Genomic DNA, 20279 nt, shown 5'->3' with positions numbered 1-20279 from the left:
CGCTTACTCTCCATCCCGGCGCGCACTGAACCCAGAGCGTGACAATTGCCGGACAGCGACAGTCAAAGACGACAAATCCGCCCGCAGATCGGCGGTCGTTTCAACACGTCCCGCCGAAACCTCTTCGGCGATGCGCAGCAACTGGCCGTCTATATTGCGCAACCGCAGGCGCATTTCGGCTTGCGCAGAGGGGCCATTGTCATCCGCATGCAGGCGCATTTCATGTAACAACGCATCCTGCCCCGCAATGATCCGTTCCATCGCGTGTATCAGTGCATTGTCGGACGATCGCGACGCGTCGCCCCCCCCTGTTGAAAGCCGGTCAATCGCTTCCGCCAGCCCCCCCAAAGCCTGATCCAACTGAGCACGTTCCTGATCGGCGATCACCTGATGACGATACATCGCCGCCATTTGTTCGATCATGCCATCCATGACCTGAACCATGGCCCCCGTATCTGCGCCGTGTTCCTGATCGCCGACAACACCAAGACGCGTGATCGAGCTGAGCCATTCTTCCAGTTGCCGGTAAAAGCGGTTCTGCCCATGACCAGCGAACAATTCCAGCATCCCAACAACCAGCGAGCCGGCAAGGCCCAGCAGCGACGAAGAAAACGCCGTGCCCATGCCGCCAAGCTGCGCTTCAAGCCCGGTCATCAGGTTATCGAAAACCTGAATGCCGGTTTCATTGTCTTCCGGCGCAAGCGAACGGATCGTGTCCACCACGGCGGGCACGGTCGTTGCCAAGCCGTAAAATGTACCCAACAGACCCAGAAAGATCAGAAGTGAGATGATATAGCGCGTTATGTCGCGCAACTCGTCCAGCCGTGTCGCCACTGAATCCAGAATGGAGGATGCAGAGCTGGACCCGATCTGACTGCCACGCCCGCGCCCCCGCAGCAATGCCGCCAACGGCACCAGCAAGGCAGGCGGAACGGTCGCTTCGTGTCCAGGGGTGCCCGCCGCAAACCCCTCGATCCAGATGATCGAGCGGTTTAGCTGGATGAGCTGCCAGAACGTGGCAAAGACCCCCACGATAAAAACAAAGAAGATGAAACCGTTCAGCCAGACATTGGCGAGGAAAATTCCTGAGACTGCTGGCAGCGCAAACCATGTCCCAACCGCAACAAGCGCGAGGACGACAAGCATCATCACGATCTGGCGCACTGGGCGGGAAAACTGTGTCTGCACCCCAATTTGGGATCTGGCCATGATCGGGCGTCCTGATCCTCTTGTGACTACTCTCACACTAAGTCAGTCTTGAGGCCCTGCCAACAGGCATTTGGCGCAGCACACAAAATATTCTTGTGTGTGCTCAATGCACAAGCGGGTCGGGCTTGTCGGCCCGCCTGCACAGTTCAAAACAGCCTTGGTCCGCTCCGGTCAGGTGAAGATCACCCTTCGGACTTGCGCGCGGCCATTGACGCAGCAAAACGCTCGAACAGATAGAAGCTGTCCTGAGGGCCGGGGCTGGCCTCTGGGTGGTGCTGGACAGAGAAGACCGGGCGATCCGTCATCCTGATGCCGCAATTCGACCCGTCGAACAGGGACGTATGCGTCTCTATCACATTTTTAGGCAGGGACTGGCTGTCCACCGCGAATCCGTGGTTCATCGAAGTGATCTCGACCTTGCCGGTGTCGTGATCCTTGACCGGATGGTTCGCGCCATGATGGCCGTGATTCATCTTGATGGTCTGCGCCCCTAGCGCCAGCGCCAGCATCTGATGCCCAAGGCAGATGCCGAAAACAGGCAGGTCTGCGGCTAGAACATCGCGGATCATAGGCACAGCATATTCGCCCGTTGCCGCCGGGTCCCCCGGGCCGTTTGACAGGAAAACGCCATCGGGGTTCAGCGCCAGCACATCTTCGGCGGTGGCGGTCGCTGGTAATACGGTCACATCACACCCAGCGGAAGCAAGGCAGCGCAAAATGTTGCGCTTTGCGCCATAATCAATTGCAACGACCTTGTGCACGGGCGCAGTCTGGCGGGTATATCCCTCAGGCCATGCCCAACGCATCTCATCCCAACGATAGGACTGCGCACAGGTCACATCACGCGCCAGATCCAGCCCGACAAGCCCTTTCCATGCGCGTGCCTTTGCGACCAGCGCCTCTATGTCGAAATTCCCATCCGGGTCATGCGCAAGCGCCACATGCGGCGCGCCCTGCTGGCGAATGGCCCGCGTCAAGCGGCGGGTATCGATCCCGCCAATACAGATGCGGCCGCGTTTGCTCAGCCAGCTCACCAGATCCTCAGCCGCGCGCCAGTTTGACGGAACTGTCGGGTCCCACTTCACCACCATGCCAGCGGCGACGGGGTCCTGCGTTTCGTCGTCATCCGGGTTTACGCCGACATTGCCGATATGCGGGAAGGTGAAAGTCACGATCTGTCCGGCATAGGACGGATCGGTCATGATCTCCTGATAGCCGGTCATGGCGGTGTTAAAGCACAACTCGGCCACTGTCTCTCCAGTTGCGCCGAAACCTCGGCCGTAAAAGATGGTCCCATCGGCCAGGGCAAGGCACGCAGTGGGCTTGGAAGTCTGGGCAGACATGGCGCGTCTCCGTCTGTTCGGATTTGCGCGCACCTCTAAGGCGCGCGCGAGAGAGAATCAAGGCGAACCGGCCTCTCGGCGCATTGTTCTGCCAAATATCATGCGGCGCTATCGGTGCTTGCTGCGCTCTGCGCAGGGCTGTAGTCTGCAATGCTTGAACATTCGTGCTGACAGGAGCGACCAGATGTCCTTGCGTGACAAGATTTCAAGCGAACTCAAGACCGCGATGAAAGCGCGGGATAGTGAGCGGCTGGCCACGCTGCGGCTGGTCAATGCCGCCATAAAGGACCGCGAAATTGCGGCGCGCGGGGATCAGGGCGTCAGCGAATTGACGGATGCCGACCTGACCGCCGTCTTGACCCGTATGGTCAAACAGCGCCGTGATTCGGCCCGCGCCTATGAAGAAGCCGCGCGGCTGGACCTGGCGGAGAAAGAAACCGCAGAAATTGCAGTGATCGAAAGCTTCCTGCCGCGACAATTGAGCGATGATGAAGTCACAGCCGCTATCGAGAAAGCTGTCGCGCAAACCGGCGCCAGTTCTGTGCGCGATATTGGCAAGGTCATGGCCGCGCTGAAAGCGGATTATGCAGGACAAATGGATTTCGGCAAGGCAGGCGGGCTGGTCAAGCAAAAGCTAACCTGAGCCGGATGCCCTTGGCATTTTCAAGGCAGCGCTATCTTGTGGGCGACTACAGGAGGGAAAACCAATGAAAATGTCACATGCTACATTTCTCGCCACATGCACCTTTCTGGTCGCAGCCCCGGCAATGGCCGAGAATTTCGAATACACCGTCGGCGAAACTGTGTTCGAGGGCTATGTTGCAATGCCAGAAGGCGAGGCACGCGGAACGGTTCTTATCGTGCATGATTGGGACGGGCTGAACGACCATGAAATCGCACGCGCCGATGCGATGGCCGAAGCAGGCTTTGTCGGGGTCGCGCTGGATCTGTTCGGGCGCGATGCCGTGCTGGACGGGATTGATGATTACCGCCGCGAAACCGGCGCACTTTATGGCGACCGGGACGAATTTCGCGCGCGGATCGCAGCCGGGGCAGAAGCCGCCGGCGCATTGGAGAATGTGCCAGATCAGATGGTGCTGACAGGCTATTGCTTCGGCGGGGCCGCAGCGCTGGAAGGGGCGCGTGCAGGTTTCGACATGGCGGGCTTTGTCAGCTTCCACGGTGGGCTTGGTGCGCCCGAAGGTCAGGATTACAGCGCGACGCAAGGGCCGGTGCTGGTCCTGCATGGCTCTGCCGATCCCGTCTCTGGCATGGCGGATCTGGCAGCCCTGATGGACGAGTTGCGCGAAGCAGGGGTTGCGCATGAATCGCGCATATTCGGTGGCGCGCGGCACTCCTTCACGGTTGAAGGGTCCAATGACTGGGATCCGGATGCCAACGCCAAGGCAGAAGCTGCTTTGCTGGAATTTCTTGACGAGGTGCTCTGATCCTCAGACAGAAAAGCGCGCTTCCGCCATCGAATCCTGACGCAGGCGCGTTTCAAAAGCCAGTGAGATATGCTGCTTCAGCGCTTCATAAGCGCGGTCGCCGTCCCCTGCGGCGATCGCCTCTACGATCCGGTGATGTTCTTCAAGGGTCTGAAGCCCGCGCCCTTCAAAAGATAGCGAAGTGGTGGCAAGCAGCGCCATCGACCGATGCACAAGATCAAGCTGCTGCACCAGATAGCGGTTATGTGACGCAAGGTGGATCTGTTTATGAAATCGTTTGTTGGCACGGCTGAGTGCCTGAGGATCATCTATCAGCGCACGATCTTCTTCGATCATACCGCGCAACAGGCGCACTTCTTCTTGTGTCGCATGGCGTGCCGCCAATCGTGCAGCGAGCCCTTCCAACTCTGACCGGACGACATAGAGTTCCGCCAACTGGTTGTGATCGAGCGAGGCCACAATCAACGAGCGGCCATCACGAGTCAGAAGGGATTGTGTCTCCAGCCGTTGCAGCGCCTCTCGGATCGGAGTGCGCGAAACCCCGAAACGCTCTGCCAGTTCTGATTCCACAAGCCGGTCACCGGGTTTGTATGTGCCCAGATCAATCGCCTCAAGGATCAGCGAATAGGCATCTTTCATGGGTTTCGTCTCTGTCATGTCATACTCATTGTTTTTTTGGTTACAAAAGACGGGATCGCGCCTGATGACAAGCCCTTGTGCCTTGCTCTTTCACATTTTCCGAATAATGTTCCCGCCATGCCAGCAGAATGTTTTACAGATGTGCGTGACTGGGTCTTTGATCTGGACAACACACTTTACCCCCCTCAAATGCGCCTTTTTGACCAGATAGAGGTCAAGATGGTCAGCTATGTGATGGACGCGCTTGGCGTCACACAGTCAGAAGCCAACCATCTGCGAAAAACCTATTGGCAACACTATGGCACGACTCTGGCCGGGCTGATGCACGAACACGGGATCGACCCGGTGCCCTATATGCAACAAGTCCATGACATCGACTTCTCGGTCCTTAGCCCCGATGTTGAATTGCGCGACCAGATAGCGGCCCTGCCCGGCCGCAGGATCATCTACACCAATGGTTCGGCCGATTATGCCTTGCGCGTGATCGAGGCGCGCGGTCTGAATGGTTTGTTCGATGCGATCTATGGGGTCGAACATGCAGGCTACCGCCCCAAGCCGGAACAGGATGCGTTTGCGCAGGTCTTTGCGTTGGACGGGCTGGACCCGGCCCTTGCTGCCATGTTCGAGGATGACCCGCGCAATCTGGCGGCCCCTTTTGAATTGGGGATGCGCACAGTCCATGTTGCCCCTGAACGCCATGATGCACCGCATATCCAGCATCATACAAATGACTTGACCGCGTTCTTGTCAAAGCTGCGCCCCTGATCACCACTCCTTCAGCGTCCGATGCGCGACAATGTGTCATGCTGCGACGCAGCGAGAAAAACCTTATGCGGGGTTTCATGTTTTCAGGAGGAACGATCATGACACACGCAGCAACCCAACCAGCTTCCGCAACAACCAGTTTGCCGAAATCACTCGCCAATGAACCTTGGGGGATCTGGGCTGCCATTCTCTTTGTGGTCGCAACCCTTGTCACCGCTGTGGTGACGATGGGCGTTGCGGGCCTCGTTGTCGTCATGGTGCCCGCCGCGCTCGCGATGCTGGTTCTGTTGTGTTTCATCGTTTTCGGCTAGCGACCTGCCTCGCGCGCAGGGCATAAACGCCCCCTGCGCGCATCAGTCGCGCGACATTGTGCCGTCCTGTCGTCGGGGTATAGTTATCATACATCTCCGATACATATTATCGGAGGATGTCCGCGATGACTGATAACTCACCCCACCATCACGAAAAAAAGCGCGACTGGCGCAATGACGAAGAACCCTGGCCGATCTGGGCAGGGTTGATGGTATTTTTGAATGTGCTTGTCATCGCAACCATGGTCTGGGGCCTGCCCGGACTGGTTTCGGTCATGGTGCCTGCCGCTATCGGCATGGTGATCGTGCTGATTTTCATTGTTTTTGGCTAGGTTTGCCGCTGCATTGCAGGTGCAGCATTGCACCCGCGACGCCAAGCGCTAGACTACTGTCAAGTTACGAAGGATGGTGCGATGCGAGAGCAGTTTGATGTGGTTGTTTCCGGGGGGGGCATAGCGGGCATGACCGCTGCTGCGGCCTTCGGCACTCAGGGGTATTCAGTCCTGTGCGTCGATCCAACCCCACCGGTGATGGCCGAATCCGATGCCGGATCTGATTTGCGCAGCACGGCTTTCCTGCAACCGTCCGTCGACATCCTGCAAAAGGCAGGATTATGGGAACGGTTTGACGCATATGCCATGCCCCTTCAGGTTATGCGGATCGTCGATGCAGGCGGCGAAGACCCAACGCCACGCGTCAGCCATGCCTTTGACGCCGCCGACATTTCCGACCAGCCCTTCGGATGGAACCTGCCCAACTGGCTGCTGAAGCGCGAATGTGTGGCCAGATTGGCGGAGTTGCCGAATGTCACATTCCGACCCGGCATTGGAACGCGTCGGCTGACCACGCGGGAATCGGCGGCGCTGATCGGCCTGACCGACGGCAGCACGGTAGAGGCGCGGCTGCTGGTCGCCGCTGACGGGCGCAACTCGCCCATGCGTCAGGCACTGGGGATCGGCGTTCGAACAACGCGCTTTGGTCAAAAAGCGCTGGCTTTTGCCGTGACGCACCCAGTGCCACACGAGAATGTTTCGACCGAGATCCACCGTTCTGGCGGACCATTCACATTTGTCCCGCTGCCTGACCGGGATGGACAGCCCTGCTCTGCCATTGTCTGGATGGAAACCGGACCCGAGGTCGCACGGTTGCAGTCGCTTGCACCCGCAGATTTCGAGGAAGAGATGAACATCCGCTCTTGTGGGCTGTTTGGTCCGTTGAAACTGGCGTCACGCCTGACTGTCTGGCCGATCATCAGCCAGATCGCAGAACGCTTCCATGCCGAACGCACGGCCTTGATGGCAGAGGCTGCGCATGTCGTGCCCCCGATCGGCGCACAAGGGCTGAACATGTCACTGGCCGATCTTTCGGCGCTGATTGACCTTGCCACGCCGGAAACGCTGGGAACGCCTGCGATGCTGTCGGCCTATAACCGCCGCCGCTACCCCGATGTTGCAATGCGTGTGACCGGGGTGGGCATGTTGAACCGCGCTTCCATGATCCATTCCCAGCCGCTGCGCGATGCACGCGCAAAGATGCTGGACATGATGTATTCGGCGGCCCCTGTGCGGCGCACGCTGATGCAGATGGGAATCGGCGTCAGGTCGTAATCCAGTGTGCCATAGCTGACACAAAGTGGCGTCTTGATGTGACGGGTCAGTATTGCGGGACTTTGCGGATATAAAGCACTGGGTACAAAGCCGCGTAGCGTCGTGCCGCGGTGCGGCGATCCAAGGTTTGCTCTACAGCGGTTTATGCTGGCCAAGTCCGCGAAAGATCAGATCGTTGCGCTGGGGGCAGCCCAATCGCCGTGCCGTGGGGGCGGCCCGGCGATGCTCGGCGGCCTTCGGCCTCGACTCCGCGCAACTGAATGTCCGCAAAACCCCTCAATGCTGTCACGGAGCATCCTGTATCAAGCAGTAAAACCTAGGCGCCCGTGGCTCCCATCGGACTCAGTCCCTTGCGAAAGCGCTGCATATTGGCCCGGTAACCCGCAGCAGAGGCGAGCAGCTTTGCCTGCGCCTCGGCGTTCAATTCACGCACAACACGCCCCGGAGACCCCATGACCAGCGATCCGTCGGGAATAACCTTGCCCTCTGTCACCAAGGCCCCCGCGCCGATCAGGCAGCCTTTGCCAATGACTGCACCATTCAACACGGTCGCCCCCATCCCGATCAGCGAACCATCACCAATCGTGCAGCCATGCAGCATGGCCTTGTGCCCGATCGTGCACTGCGCGCCGATTGTCAGCGGGTAGCCCATATCGGTGTGCAATACACAGTTTTCCTGAATATTGCTGCCCTCACCGATCACCAGCGGCTCGTTATCGCCGCGCAGGGTGCAATTGAACCAGATCGACACGCCTTCGCCAATCACGACATGCCCGATCACATGCGCGCCCGGCGCGACCCAGTAGTCGCCATTCGCGGGCAGTGTCGGACTGACCCCGTCAAGGGTATACAGCATCCTTACTCTCCCAGCTTGCGCAGCCGCGCGATCAGGGCAGAGGTGTCCCAGCGCCCGCCACCCATATTCTGCACCTCCTTGTAGAACTGATCCACAAGCGCTGTCACTGGCAGGGCCGCGCCGACTTCATCGGCGGCAGCAAGGCAAATCCCAAGATCCTTGCGCATCCAGTCCACTGCAAATCCGTGTTTGAACTCGCCATCAAGCATGGTGCCATGACGGTTCTGCATCTGCCAGGACCCCGCCGCCCCTTGAGAGATGACCTCGACGACTGCGCGCCCGTCCATACCGGCCTTCTCGCCAAAATGCAGCGCCTCGGCCAGCCCCTGAACCGCCCCGGCGATACAGATCTGGTTCATCATCTTGGCAATCTGGCCCGCGCCACTCTCGCCCATGCGCCGCGCGATCCGCGCATAAGCGTCCATGATCGGCGCGGCACGGTCGAAATCCTCCGCATCACCGCCGCACATGATCGACAGAACCCCGTTTTCAGCGCCCGCCTGCCCGCCAGATACTGGCGCATCGACATAACCCACACCCTGCGCCTTGGCGACCGCATATAACTCGCGCGTCACTTGTGCCGACACAGTCGTGTGATCGACAAAGACGCTTCCCTGCGCCATCGCGGCAAATGCGCCCTCATCGCCCAAACACACGCTGCGCAAATCATCGTCATTTCCCACACAGGCAATCACGAACTCGGCCCCTTCGGCCGCCTCTCGCGGGGTGCTGGCAAAGCTGCCGCCATGCGCCGAAACCCATCCTTCGGCCTTGGAGGTTGTGCGATTATAGACAGTTACCTCATGCCCGGCCTTCGCCAGATGCGCCGCCATCGGCCCCCCCATCACCCCAAGCCCCAGAAAAGCCAGTTTACTCATTGCATCCCCCCTCGAATTCTTGTGATTGCGCTTTGGTCGCAGGGGCAATACCTATCAGGGCCACACCCACCGTCAATATAAAGCCCCCTTCATCTCATGTTCACATTGTTTCGCTGGCTGCTAAGAATTTTCGGTACATTGGCTGTGCTGTCAGTGCTTGTTGGGATTAGTGTCTATTTCTTCCTGTCGCGCTCTCTGCCCGATTACTCTGAATCCTTCACACTTTCAGGGGTGCAGGGGCAGATAGAGATCGTGCGTAACACCCACAACGTGCCCCATATCTTTGCTGAACATGAAACCGATGTGTTCTTCGGCTTGGGTTTTGCACATGCGCAAGACAGGCTGTGGCAAATGCAGATGCTGCGGCGCACAGCCCAAGGGCGCTTATCCGAAATGTTCGGACGGCGAACACTGAGAACCGATGAATTGATGCGCAGGCTGGACCTTTACGGACTGGCGCGAAGCTCGGTGGCGGCGCAGGACAGTCAGACCCAGGCCGCGCTGCAATCCTATGCGGACGGGGTGAATGCCTGGCTGCGCCAGAGCAATGACCGCGCACGCGGGCGCGGCGCGCCTGAATTCTTCATGTTCAATGCCGAGATGCCCTTGTGGCAACCCGCCGACTCGCTTGCGATTCTGAAGCTGCTATCGGTGCAGCTAAACGGGCAGATCGCGCAAGAAGTGCTGCGCGCGCGCGCCTCTTTGCTTGTACCGAACGAAAGGTTGCAAGACCTGATGCCCGATGCGCCCGGCTCTGGCGTGGCGGCACTTCCCGACTATGCGGCCATGTTCCCAGACGTGACACCTGATTATCAATTAGCAACCCATCACGACCCGCTGTCGCCCATCCGGACACCTACGATGGCAGGTGCTTCGAACAGTTTTGCCGCCACCCCGGAACGCGCAGCAAGCGACGGTGCAATCCTTGCAAATGATCCGCATCTGGAACTGACAGCCCCGTCGCTGATGTATCTGGCGCGGCTTGAACTGGACAGCGGCGGGGTCATCGGAGCAAGCATTCCGGGCATTCCGGCCATTCTCTCTGGCCGGTCCGAAGCCTTGGGCTGGGGGATCACATCTTCATACATGGACGATAGCGACATTTTTATCGAAGAGTTGAACCCCGACAACACAACACAGTATCGCACACCAGACGGCTGGGCCGATTTCGAAACGCGCGGCACGATAATCCGCATCAAGGATGAAGACCCGGTCACGCTGACCCTGCGCTGGTCCGAGAATGGTCCGGTTCTTTCAGGCGGGTTGTTTGACCTTGGCGCGGTCACACCGCCGGGCCATGTGGCCAGCCTTGGCTGGACAGCACTGGAGGCCGAAGACACCACCATGACAGCCGCCATGCGCCTGATGCGTGCACAAAGCATCGAAGACGCTTTGGCGGCGGGCGAGTTATTCGTGGCCCCTTCGCAAAACCTGATGCTGGCCACACCCGACCGGGTCGCCATGCAAACCATCGGACGCATGCCGCGCCGCAGTGCTGAACATGAAACGCAAGGCCGCATGCCCGCGCCCGGCTGGCGCCGTGAAAACCGCTGGATTGGCACCCTGCCCTATTCGGCCAATCCGCGATTTCTGGACCCTGAAAGCGGTATTCTTGGCAATACCAACAACAAGATACTTGATCGTCCATTCCCGCTGCATGTCAGCCATGACTGGGGCGATACCCAGCGCATCGAGCGGTTTCTGCATCTGATGCGCACACGCAATGTGCACACGCGCGACAGTTTCATCGAAGCGCAGCTGGACACGGTCAGCCCTGCCGCGCGCCTGCTTCTGCCCCTGGTCGCCGCCGATCTGTGGTTTTCGGGAGAGGCGGCACCAGCGGGCACACGCGCACATCTGCGCCAGCGCGCCTTGCGGCTGATGGCCGACTGGAACGGCGAAATGAACGAACATCTGCCAGAGCCACTGATCTACGCCGCCTGGATGCGCGAATTACAGACCCGCCTGATCCGCGATGAGCTGGGTCCACTGGCCGAACGCTTCACCCATGTCGATCCGGTCTTTATCGAACGGGTGTTCCGCGACACGGATGGTGCCGGCGAATGGTGCAATATCGTGCAATCCTCGGTCCGCGAAACCTGCACGGAAATCGCCATCACCGCGCTGGATGAAGCCCTTCTGCGCCTGACAGAACGCTATGGCGACAATGTCGAAAGCTGGCGCTGGGGGGATGCGCATATGGCCACCCATACCCATTCCGTGCTGGGCGAGGTGCCGCTGCTGCGCCATTTCGTAAATATCCGCCAGTCAACATCTGGTGGCGATCATACACTCATGCGCGGGCGCACCTCTGGTCGCGACCCTGAACCCTTCGCAAATGTACATGGCGCAGTGTATCGCGGTGTGTATGACTTTGCCGACCCCGAAAGTTCGGTCTTCATCCTGTCCACGGGCCAGTCAGGACACCCGCTTTCACGCCACTACGATGATCTGGGCGATCTGTGGCGCAGGGGCGAATATATCCCCATGACACTGGACCCGGAGCTTGCACGCGGGGGGGCAGTGGGGATCACGACCATTCGCCCACTGGCAGAGTGACCGAAACCGTTGCAGTTTGAACACTATCAGCAAATCGGGCGCTAATTGACCTCAAGTCAGATGTGACAATACATCGCGTCTCGCGCCATAGATGTAACACGAGGAGCCGCGCATGCGGAGTATCCGGAAAAAGGAGGAGTTTTCCGTGTCAAGATATCTGGTACCGGGCCTGCTGGCCCTTGTTGCAAGCCCCGCATTCGCAGGCGGCATCGAACGTAACCCGCAATCAATGAATATCCTGTTCCAGGAGGGCAACTATCTGGAACTGGGCGTGACCTATGGGCGACCGCGGGTTAGTGGCAGATTGCCCGCCGCCGCTGGCGGAGATTCGACCGGGAATATCACGCGCAGGTTCTATAGCGGATCGCTCTCGTTCAAAGGTGACATCAACGATCAGCTTTCCTATGCGATCATCTTGGACCAACCTTTTGGCGCAGATACTCTCTACCCTTCTGGCTCGCCTCTCGCAGGTTCTCTCGGCAAGGTTGAAAACACCATGCTGACGGGCGTTATGCGGTATCAGTTCGGCAATGGATTCAGTGCGCATGCAGGTTTGCGATCCTCATGGACTAGGGGAGAAGTGGAGTTAACTACTGTACCATATGAAATGTCGACCAATACAGATCAGGCATGGGGCTATTTGGTCGGGGTTGCTTATGAGATGCCTGAAATCGCGCTGAGAGTGGCACTTACATACAATTCCAAGATCAAGCATAAATTCGACGCGGACGAGAGTATCTCTCCTGTAGATACGACATTCAGAACCAACCTGCCGCAATCGGTGAATCTCGAATTCCAGACAGGCGTTGCAGAAGATACGTTGGTCTTCGGGTCTGTGCGCTGGGTGAACTGGAAAGATTTTGAGATCCAGCCAACCGCATACGATTCCATCCCCACTGCGCCCACGCTGGTCAGTTACGATAAGAATTCAACCACTTACACGCTGGGTGTTGGCCGTCGTTTCAATGAAAACTGGTCTGGTTCGGTTTCGCTAGCGCACGACACCGGAAATGGGAGCACGACTGGGAATCTGGGGCCTGTCGGGACACGCAACTCCATCGGTCTGGGCCTTTCCTACACCAAGGACTCGGTCACAATCAGCGGTGGTGTTCAGTATTCGCGGCTCGGTGGCGTGACAACAAGAACTGACAGCGAATTCAGAAACAACTCCGCCATCGGCGCGGGGCTGCGGATTGGCTATAGCTTCTAAGTCATACGACCCAAAGAAAACCAAGGCCCTGCCGCCCTTGCGCGGACAGGGCCTTTTTCATGCCTGCTTGACCATTCCCGGCCCACTGGCTACCCAAAGGCCGACATATCAAGGATGCGCCCACCATGCTTTACCCCACTGCGACCGACTGGATGAACGCGCCGCGCAAGCATGTCATGCTGTTTGGCATGTCGGGCCTTGGCAAGACGCATCTGGCAAACCTGCTGCGCGAGGGGGGCGCGTGGTTTCATTACTCGATCGACTACCGGATCGGCACCCGCTATATGGGCGAATACATCGCCGATAACTTCAAGCTGGAAGCGATGAAAGTGCCGCTGCTGCGCGAATTGCTGCTGTCGGACTCGGTCTATATCAGTTCGAACATCACCTTTGACAATCTGGCACCCCTCTCGACCTATCTGGGCAAGCCCGGCAACCCCGAGCGTGGCGGCCTGCCCTTTGACGACTACATGAAGCGCCAAGACCAGCACCGCGCCGCCGAGATTGCCGCGCTGTCCGACACGCCCCATTTCATCGCACGTGCGCAGGCCCTTTACGGCTATGCGAATTTCGTTTGCGACACGGGCGGGTCAATCTGCGAGGTGATTAGCCCGGATGACCCGCAAGACCCGCTGATGACCTTGCTCTCAGCGCATGTGCTGCCAATCTGGATCGAAGGGTCTGACGCCCATACGGCAGAGTTGATCCGCCGCTTCGACCGCGCGCCCAAGCCCATGTATTACCAACCCGAATTCCTGCATACGGCATGGGAAGAGTATCAGCTTGAGACAGGCCACAGCCCCGACCAGATAGACCCTGACGCCTTTGTGCGCTGGACTTATGCCCGCGCGCTTGCCCATCGCGCGCCACGTTATGCGGCCATGGCCCGCAACTGGGGGCTGTCGGTCAGCGCACAAGAGGTCGCGCAGATCCGGGGTGCAGATGACTTCGTATCCCTGATTGCTCAAAAGCTGCCAAGCTGAGGACGAACAATGCCCATCAAACTGCCTGAGACCCTGCCTGCCTTTGACGTGCTGACCCATGAGGGGGTTATGGTCATGTCCGAACAGGCCGCCGCACGGCAGGATATCCGCCCGCTGCGCATCGGGCTGTTGAACCTGATGCCCAAGAAGATCCAGACAGAAACGCAATTCGCGCGCCTGATCGGGGCCACGCCCTTGCAGATCGAGTTTTCGCTGATCCGCATGTCGGAACATGAGACGAAGAATACCGCCGCCGAACATATGGCCGAATTCTACCGCCCCTTTCAGGACGTGAAGGACGAACGCTTCGATGGCCTGATCATCACCGGCGCACCGATCGAGCATCTGCCCTATCAGGACGTAACCTATTGGGACGAATTGACCGAAGTGTTCGAATGGACGCAAACCCATGTTCACCAGACATTCGGCGTTTGCTGGGGCGGCATGGCGATGCTGTGGCATTTCCACCGGATCAACAAACACATGCTCGATGCCAAGGCGTTTGGCTGTTTTCGTCACCGCATCCTTGCGCCGGCCTCGCCCTATCTGAGGGGGTTCTCCGATGATCTGCTGATCCCGGTCAGCCGCTGGACAGGGATGCGCCAGTCCGAGATTGACGCTGTCCCCGCACTTCAGACATTGATCGCCTCGGATCAGGTTGGCCCCTGTCTGGTGTCTGACCCCGGACATCGGGCCCTGATGGTGTTCAATCACTTCGAATATGACAGCACGACCTTGAAGGAAGAATACGACCGCGATGTCGAGGCGGGCAAACCGATCAATGTGCCGCAAAACTATTACCCAGATGACGATCCCGAGAGGGTGCCGCTGAACCGTTGGAGAAGTCACGCGCATCTTCTATATGGAAACTGGATCAACGAGATTTATCAGACCACTCCTTATGACCTTGCGCATATCGGCAAATAGACTTTCAGGGCTGGCCCTGTGCACCGCGATCATCGCGGCATGTTCGACTGCACTGGAGGACCCCATGGCCCATGCCGACCCGTCACCAGAAGGGGCATTCATCGAGTTGCCGCAAGGCCGCATTCATGCGGTAGTTCAGGGTCAGGGGCCAGATCTGGTCATGATCCACGGCGCCAATGGCAATGCGCGGGATTTCAGTTTTGATCTGATCGACCGCATGGCAGATGAGTTTCGCGTCATTGCCTTTGACCGCCCCGGCTTTGGGTTTTCGGATGATTTCGGCGGCCCGGAAAGCCCGGTCTTGCAAGCCGATATTCTTCGGGTAGCGGCTGCGGAAATCGGGATCGAGGATCCGATCATCCTTGGTCACTCCTACGGTGGCGCGGTTGCGCTGGCTTGGGCCTTGCGGGCACCAAATGACGTGGCGGGACTGACCTTGCTGGCACCTGCGTCCCACCCTTGGCCGGGCGAGTTGGGCATCTGGTACAGGCTAAGCGCATCTGCACTGGGGCAGCATCTGGTCTTGCCGCTGATCTCGCGCTTTGCGCCCCGCGCCGCGGTGGAACGCAGCCTTGAAGGGGTCTTTGCCCCCGACCCTGTGCCAGAAGGGTATCTGGACCATCTGGGCCTGGACCTGACCCTGCGTTCAGGCCAATTGCGCTTGAACGCCAACCAGATCGACAGCCTGAAAGGCCATGTCGAGGCTATGGCGGGGGGGTACCCCGCGCTGACCATGCCGATAGAAGTGCTGCACGGCACCAGTGACACAACAGTTGGCCTGCAATATCACTCTGAACGACTGGAAGCCGAGGTTGAAAGTGTTAACCTGACCCGGCTGGAAGATGTCGGCCATATGCCGCACCATGCCCGCCCGGAAGAGGTAGCCGACGCGATACGCCGCGTGGCGACGCGTCGCGCGCAGGACTAGGCCCAGCAACGCGCATAACGCCGTCGGGCGCTAGTCGAAATGCCGCCTGATGCGCCGCACCATCCCCCAGACGCCAAGCACAACCAGCGGTGCCAGGATAGCCATTGCCACCCCGCGCGAAATGCCGAATGGTTCCATGATTGGCATGGCAACATAGCTGGCAAGATTCACCGCATAATAACTGATGGCAACAACAGACAGCCCCTCGACCGTGTTCTGCAAACGCAACTGCAAATCAGCACGGCGATCCATGCTTTCCAGAAGTTTCTGGTTCTGGGCAGAACGCTCCACATCGACGCGCGTTCCCAGCAACTGACCCGCGCGCATCGCACGCTCGGCCATCTTCCTCAGCCGTTCTTCGGCGGATTTGACAGTGCGCATCGCCGGATCATAGCGGCGCCTCATGAATTCACTCAGCGTCTGACGGCCACTGAAACGCGTTTCGCACAAGACTTCGATGCGCTGATGCACCAGCGCTTCATAGGCGCCCGTGGCCCCGAAACGAAAGGAATTCACCACCATCATGTTTTCCAACTCGGACGAGATGTGCAACAGCGCATCCAGCGTTTCTTCCGAACGGCTGTCAGGTTCCATCATCGCATGGGTGATCCGCGAAAGTTCATCATCAAGCGCGGACATTTGCGGCGAGAGGTCGCGCGCGCGCAACAAACCCAACATCGAAATGGTCTTGTATGTCTCGATCTCGCACAGGCGCTGCAAGATGCGCCCCACACGCCGCCCCCCTGTGCCCGGTTTTACGAACACCGCCATACGGATATGACCCGCGCGATCTATGCGAAAGTCGCTGGCGATAATGGCCGTTTCATCCAGCACGTAAGACGCCGCCAGACTTTCGGGGACAAACCAATCCAGCAGTTTCTCATTCATTTCAGCCGGGTCATCGCTCATCACCTCGATCTGGAACAGAATCGAAGTCAGCCGCGTTCCCGGCGCATCTTTGAGCCATGCTTCTGGAAACACATCAAAGGCGGACGGATCAAAAGAACGTTCCGCGACACCTTGTTCGAAAGTCGTGTAGGTTACAAATTCCGTATGGCTTTCCCATTTCAGGTGATGGCGGCCCAATTCTGCTGAGTGATGCGTCGCCCCCGGCGACGGGTGGCCCGCCCCATGCCGGTCCAGCAATGACAGCAGATGTTTACGGTCCGCCCCCCTGTCCCGCCTCGATGCGTCGCGCGCTGGCTTTATTGCAAGGAACACTGCAACCCCCGGGGCCGTCACTTTTGGCGCGGGGCGTGCGTGCAATTCGTTCACAAGTGTGTAGCGCTCGGGGTGGTCCTCGATCGGCTTCATCTGATTGGCTGCCTTATTAGCTAGATACAGAAAAACATATTCTGCATCGCAGCGAATGAAAGTCTGATTGTGATATGCAATTGCACACTTGTAATTGTGCAACAGGACAGGTGCAGATGCAAAAAATAAACCCGCCCCGGAAACCGGGGCGGGTTAAGTTTGTCATCTCGTTGGGCTGCTTAGTCAATCAGCGGCAGCAGGCTGTCGACAGATGCTTTCGCATCGCCGTAGAACATGCGGGTGTTGTCTTTGTAGAACAGCGGGTTCTCGATACCCGAATAGCCCGTCCCCTGCCCGCGCTTCGAGACGAACACCTGTTTCGCCTTCCACACTTCCAGCACTGGCATCCCAGCGATGGGGCTGTTGGGGTCTTCCTGTGCGGCGGGGTTCACGATGTCATTCGAACCGATGACGATCACCACATCTGTGGAGGGGAAGTCCTCGTTGATCTCGTCCATCTCCAGCACGATGTCATAAGGCACCTTGGCCTCGGCCAGCAGCACGTTCATATGGCCCGGCAAGCGCCCTGCCACAGGGTGAATGGCAAAACGCACATTCTTGCCCTTGGCGCGCAGTTTGCGGGTCAGTTCCGACACGCTTTGCTGCGCCTGCGCGACAGCCATCCCATAGCCCGGAACGATAATCACGCTATCGGCCTCGTTCAGCGCAGTCGCCACGCCATCGGCGTTGATCGCGATCTGTTCGCCCTCGACTTCCATCTGCGGACCAGAAGTGCCGCCGAAACCACCAAGAATGACGCTGATAAAGCTGCGATTCATCGCCTTGCACATGATATAGGACAGGATCGCACCAGAAGACCCGACCAGCGCGCCCACCACGATCAGCAATTCATTGCCAAGGCTGAAACCGATAGCTGCGGCTGCCCAGCCTGAATAGCTGTTGAGCATGGACACCACGACCGGCATGTCAGCCCCGCCAATTCCCATGATCAGGTGATAGCCAATGAACAGGGCCAGGGCAGTCAGCACGATCAGCATGAAAATTGACGCGCCTGCACTTTCGGCAAAGGCAAGATACAAGCCTGCGAACACAACTGACGCGACCGCTGCGGCTGCATTCAGCATATGCCCGCCAGGTAGTTGTTTTGCGCTTGTATCCACTCGACCGGCAAGTTTGCCATAGGCAATGATCGAGCCGGTAAAGGTTACAGCCCCGATCCAGATCCCGATCATCAATTCCACACGCAGGATCGTTACTTCGACGGCTGTTTTCTTGCCGATGATGGCTGCGAAATTGGACAGGCTCAGCCACAATTCATAGGCAGGAACTGACATCAGCCCGGCAGGTTGTGGAAAGGGCAGCTCTGCGCTGGCAAAGGCCGCGGCAACGCGGTCGATCTCCAGATGCGCGTTGAAGCCGACCAACACGGCGGCCAAACCGACCAGCGAGTGCATGAAGGCCACAAGCTCGGGCATCTGCGTCATCTGTACGCGTGTTGCCAACTGCCAGCCGACCACGCCACCGATGGCGATCAGCACAAGTGTCAGCCCCCACAAGCCAGAGCCGGGACCGACCAGCATGGCCAGCACGGCCACAGTCATACCTGCAATGCCGTACCAGATAGCGCGCTTGGCGCTTTCCTGCCCTGACAGACCGCCAAGCGACAGGACAAAGAGAACTGTCGCAACCGCATAGGCCGCAACTGTAAAACCGAAATCCATCTCTTATTCCTCCTGCCGTCAGGACTTCTGGAACATGGCGAGCATGCGCCGTGTTACCATGAAGCCACCAAAGATATTCACCGCCGCCATCAGCAAGGCGAGCGCCGCCAGAAGCGTGATCAGGACCGAGCTGGACCCGATCTGCAACAATGCGCCCACGATAATGATCGAGGAAATCGCGTTGGTCACGGCCATAAGGGGGGTGTGCAGCGAATGAGACACTTTCCAGATCACCTGGAAGCCAACGAAGACCGCTAGCACGAAAATGATGAAATTGCGCATGAAAGATTCAGGCGCAACCAGACCGACAGCCAGCACAAACGCTGCACCACCGGCCAGAAGCGCGACCTGTGTTGTCGTCTGCGCCTTAAAGGCCGCGATTTCATTCGCGCGCTTTTCCTCCGCCGTCAGTTCCTTGACCTTTTCCTTCGGCTTTGCCGCAATGGCCTTTACCTTGGGTGGCGGCGGCGGGAACGTGATTGCCCCCTCATGGGTCACTGTCGCGCCACGGATGACATCATCTTCCATGTTATGATTGATGACACCATCTTTCTGTGGCGTCAGATCATGCAGCATATGGCGGATATTTGTCGCATAGAGCGTCGAGGATTGGGCCGCCATGCGTGACGGGAAATCCGTGTAACCGATTATGACCACACCGTTTTCTGTGACCAGACGTTCGTCCATGACAGTCAGGTCGCAGTTCCCGCCCTTTTCAGCCGCAAGGTCCACAATGACCGAACCGGGCTTCATCATCTGGACCATATCATCGGTCCAGAGTTTGGGTGCAGGGCGGCCCGGGATGAGCGCTGTGGTTATCACGATGTCCACATCGGGGGCCAGTTCGCGGAATTTTTCCAACTGCTTTTCACGGAATTCAGGGCTGGAAGGGGCCGCATAGCCGCCTGTCTCCGCCCCGTCTGTGGCGTTATCCTCAAATTCAAGGAACACGAATTCAGCGCCCATCGACTCAATCTGTTCGGCCACTTCGGGACGCACGTCAAACGCCATCGTGATTGCGCCGAGGCTGGTCGAGGTTCCAATGGCGGCCAGACCAGCCACGCCTGCACCAACGATCAAAACGCGCGCGGGCGGGATCTTGCCCGCTGCAGTAACCTGACCAGTGAAGAAGCGGCCAAAATTGTTGCCTGCCTCGATCACCGCGCGGTAGCCGGCAATATTCGCCATGGAGGACAGCGCATCCATTTTCTGGGCGCGCGAAATGCGTGGCACCATGTCCATTGCGATAACGGTCGCGCCTTGCGCCTTTGCTGCGTCCAGCATCGCTTCATTCTGCGCAGGCCAGAAGAACGAGATCAGCGTCTGCTCCGCGTGCAACAGTTTGATTTCGTCCACCTCGGGCTCGCGCACCTTGATGACAACATCAGCCGCCTGACACAGCGCGCTTGCGTCCTTCACAACGGTAACACCGGCTTTTTCATACAGCTCATCGCTGAACCCCGCCGCTGCCCCTGCGCCCGACTGGACAAAACACTCATGTCCCAGTTTCTGGATTTGCAGCGCACTTTCCGGCGTCAGCGCAACCCGCGCCTCGCCCGGCTTGATTTCCTTTAACGCCCCGACTTTCACGTGTCGTCCCCCTTTCCTTCAGGTTTACCA

Annotated in this window: 19 protein-coding genes; 11 read left to right on the top strand and 8 right to left on the bottom strand. The window is 58.6% G+C overall.

All coding sequences use genetic code 11. The features are described from left to right. Positions 1-3 precede the first annotated feature (3 nt). Positions 4-1209: a biopolymer transporter ExbB gene (locus EV660_RS11365; protein ID WP_071480559.1), complete on the bottom strand. Its 1206-nt coding sequence runs from the start codon at positions 1207-1209 to the stop codon at positions 4-6. A 182-nt stretch (positions 1210-1391) separates the two neighbouring features. Beyond that, entirely contained in the window at positions 1392-2552 is a 1161-nt protein-coding gene (carA, locus tag EV660_RS11360; protein ID WP_071480558.1) for a glutamine-hydrolyzing carbamoyl-phosphate synthase small subunit, read from the bottom strand. A 184-nt stretch (positions 2553-2736) separates the two neighbouring features. Between carA and EV660_RS11355 the strand changes: the two genes are divergently transcribed. Together EV660_RS11355 and EV660_RS11350 are read left to right on the top strand one after the other, a co-directional pair. Then, entirely contained in the window at positions 2737-3195 is a 459-nt protein-coding gene (locus EV660_RS11355) for a GatB/YqeY domain-containing protein (RefSeq protein ID WP_071482070.1), read from the top strand. Between the two features lie 64 nt (positions 3196-3259). Beyond that, on the top strand, positions 3260-4000 hold the full coding sequence (locus tag EV660_RS11350; RefSeq protein WP_084634859.1) for a dienelactone hydrolase family protein: 741 nt from the start codon (positions 3260-3262) through the stop codon (positions 3998-4000). A gap of 3 nt (positions 4001-4003) precedes the next feature. On the opposite strand, the gene EV660_RS11345 is transcribed toward EV660_RS11350, so the two are convergent. Beyond that, positions 4004-4657 (bottom strand): GntR family transcriptional regulator, encoded by a 654-nt coding sequence (locus tag EV660_RS11345; protein WP_071480557.1) that lies wholly within the window; start codon positions 4655-4657, stop codon positions 4004-4006. Positions 4658-4756: 99 nt separating this feature from the next. Here EV660_RS11345 and EV660_RS11340 point away from each other — a divergent pair, with 99 nt between their 5' ends. The 4 genes from EV660_RS11340 to EV660_RS11325 all read left to right on the top strand — a co-directional run bounded on the left by EV660_RS11340 (position 4757) and on the right by EV660_RS11325 (position 7322). Then, positions 4757-5404 (top strand): pyrimidine 5'-nucleotidase, encoded by a 648-nt coding sequence (locus tag EV660_RS11340; protein ID WP_071480556.1) that lies wholly within the window; start codon positions 4757-4759, stop codon positions 5402-5404. Positions 5405-5502: 98 nt separating this feature from the next. Beyond that, positions 5503-5715, top strand: coding sequence for a hypothetical protein (locus EV660_RS11335; RefSeq protein ID WP_100319143.1), 213 nt, complete (start codon positions 5503-5505; stop codon positions 5713-5715). A 125-nt stretch (positions 5716-5840) separates the two neighbouring features. Beyond that, positions 5841-6047, top strand: a complete 207-nt coding sequence (locus EV660_RS11330; RefSeq protein ID WP_100319142.1) for a hypothetical protein — start codon at positions 5841-5843, stop codon at positions 6045-6047. Positions 6048-6128: 81 nt separating this feature from the next. Then, positions 6129-7322: a UbiH/UbiF family hydroxylase gene (locus tag EV660_RS11325; RefSeq protein ID WP_071480553.1), complete on the top strand. Its 1194-nt coding sequence runs from the start codon at positions 6129-6131 to the stop codon at positions 7320-7322. Positions 7323-7638: 316 nt separating this feature from the next. Here the strand turns inward: EV660_RS11325 and EV660_RS11320 are convergent, their stop codons facing one another. Beyond that, positions 7639-8178, bottom strand: a complete 540-nt coding sequence (locus tag EV660_RS11320; RefSeq protein ID WP_071480552.1) for a gamma carbonic anhydrase family protein — start codon at positions 8176-8178, stop codon at positions 7639-7641. Positions 8179-8180: 2 nt separating this feature from the next. Then, positions 8181-9056 (bottom strand): NAD(P)-dependent oxidoreductase, encoded by an 876-nt coding sequence (locus tag EV660_RS11315; RefSeq protein WP_071480551.1) that lies wholly within the window; start codon positions 9054-9056, stop codon positions 8181-8183. A 96-nt stretch (positions 9057-9152) separates the two neighbouring features. On the opposite strand from EV660_RS11315, the gene EV660_RS11310 reads away from it, so the two are divergent. The 5 genes from EV660_RS11310 to EV660_RS11290 all read left to right on the top strand — a co-directional run bounded on the left by EV660_RS11310 (position 9153) and on the right by EV660_RS11290 (position 15663). Beyond that, positions 9153-11615, top strand: coding sequence for a penicillin acylase family protein (locus tag EV660_RS11310; protein WP_071480550.1), 2463 nt, complete (start codon positions 9153-9155; stop codon positions 11613-11615). A 145-nt stretch (positions 11616-11760) separates the two neighbouring features. After that, positions 11761-12825: an OmpP1/FadL family transporter gene (locus EV660_RS11305; protein WP_157798928.1), complete on the top strand. Its 1065-nt coding sequence runs from the start codon at positions 11761-11763 to the stop codon at positions 12823-12825. Between the two features lie 125 nt (positions 12826-12950). Further along, complete coding sequence (locus EV660_RS11300) at positions 12951-13808, top strand: ATP-binding protein (RefSeq protein WP_071480548.1); 858 nt, start codon at positions 12951-12953, stop codon at positions 13806-13808. Positions 13809-13817: 9 nt separating this feature from the next. Further along, positions 13818-14735 (top strand): homoserine O-acetyltransferase MetA, encoded by a 918-nt coding sequence (metA, locus tag EV660_RS11295; protein WP_071480547.1) that lies wholly within the window; start codon positions 13818-13820, stop codon positions 14733-14735. Continuing rightward, positions 14710-15663 (top strand): alpha/beta fold hydrolase, encoded by a 954-nt coding sequence (locus EV660_RS11290; protein ID WP_168800302.1) that lies wholly within the window; start codon positions 14710-14712, stop codon positions 15661-15663. Before metA ends, EV660_RS11290 begins: the two co-directional genes overlap by 26 nt. A 30-nt stretch (positions 15664-15693) precedes the next feature. Here EV660_RS11290 and EV660_RS11285 read toward each other — a convergent pair whose 3' ends face one another. The 3 genes from EV660_RS11285 to EV660_RS11275 form a co-directional block, all read right to left on the bottom strand. Next, the gene (locus EV660_RS11285) at positions 15694-16977 is read right to left on the bottom strand and encodes a DUF3422 family protein (RefSeq protein WP_071482067.1); all 1284 of its coding nucleotides are present in this window, start codon (positions 16975-16977) and stop codon (positions 15694-15696) included. 179 nt (positions 16978-17156) lie between these two features. Then, on the bottom strand, positions 17157-18659 hold the full coding sequence (locus EV660_RS11280) for an NAD(P)(+) transhydrogenase (Re/Si-specific) subunit beta (protein ID WP_071480546.1): 1503 nt from the start codon (positions 18657-18659) through the stop codon (positions 17157-17159). A gap of 18 nt (positions 18660-18677) precedes the next feature. After that, positions 18678-20249, bottom strand: coding sequence for a Re/Si-specific NAD(P)(+) transhydrogenase subunit alpha (locus EV660_RS11275; RefSeq protein ID WP_071480545.1), 1572 nt, complete (start codon positions 20247-20249; stop codon positions 18678-18680). Positions 20250-20279: the final 30 nt, after the last annotated feature.

Source organism: Roseinatronobacter bogoriensis DSM 18756 (genome assembly GCF_004366635.1).
Taxonomy (GTDB): domain Bacteria; phylum Pseudomonadota; class Alphaproteobacteria; order Rhodobacterales; family Rhodobacteraceae; genus Roseinatronobacter; species Roseinatronobacter bogoriensis.
Note: the sequence above shows the minus strand (reverse complement) of the source record. Positions and strands in the feature narration are given on the sequence as shown.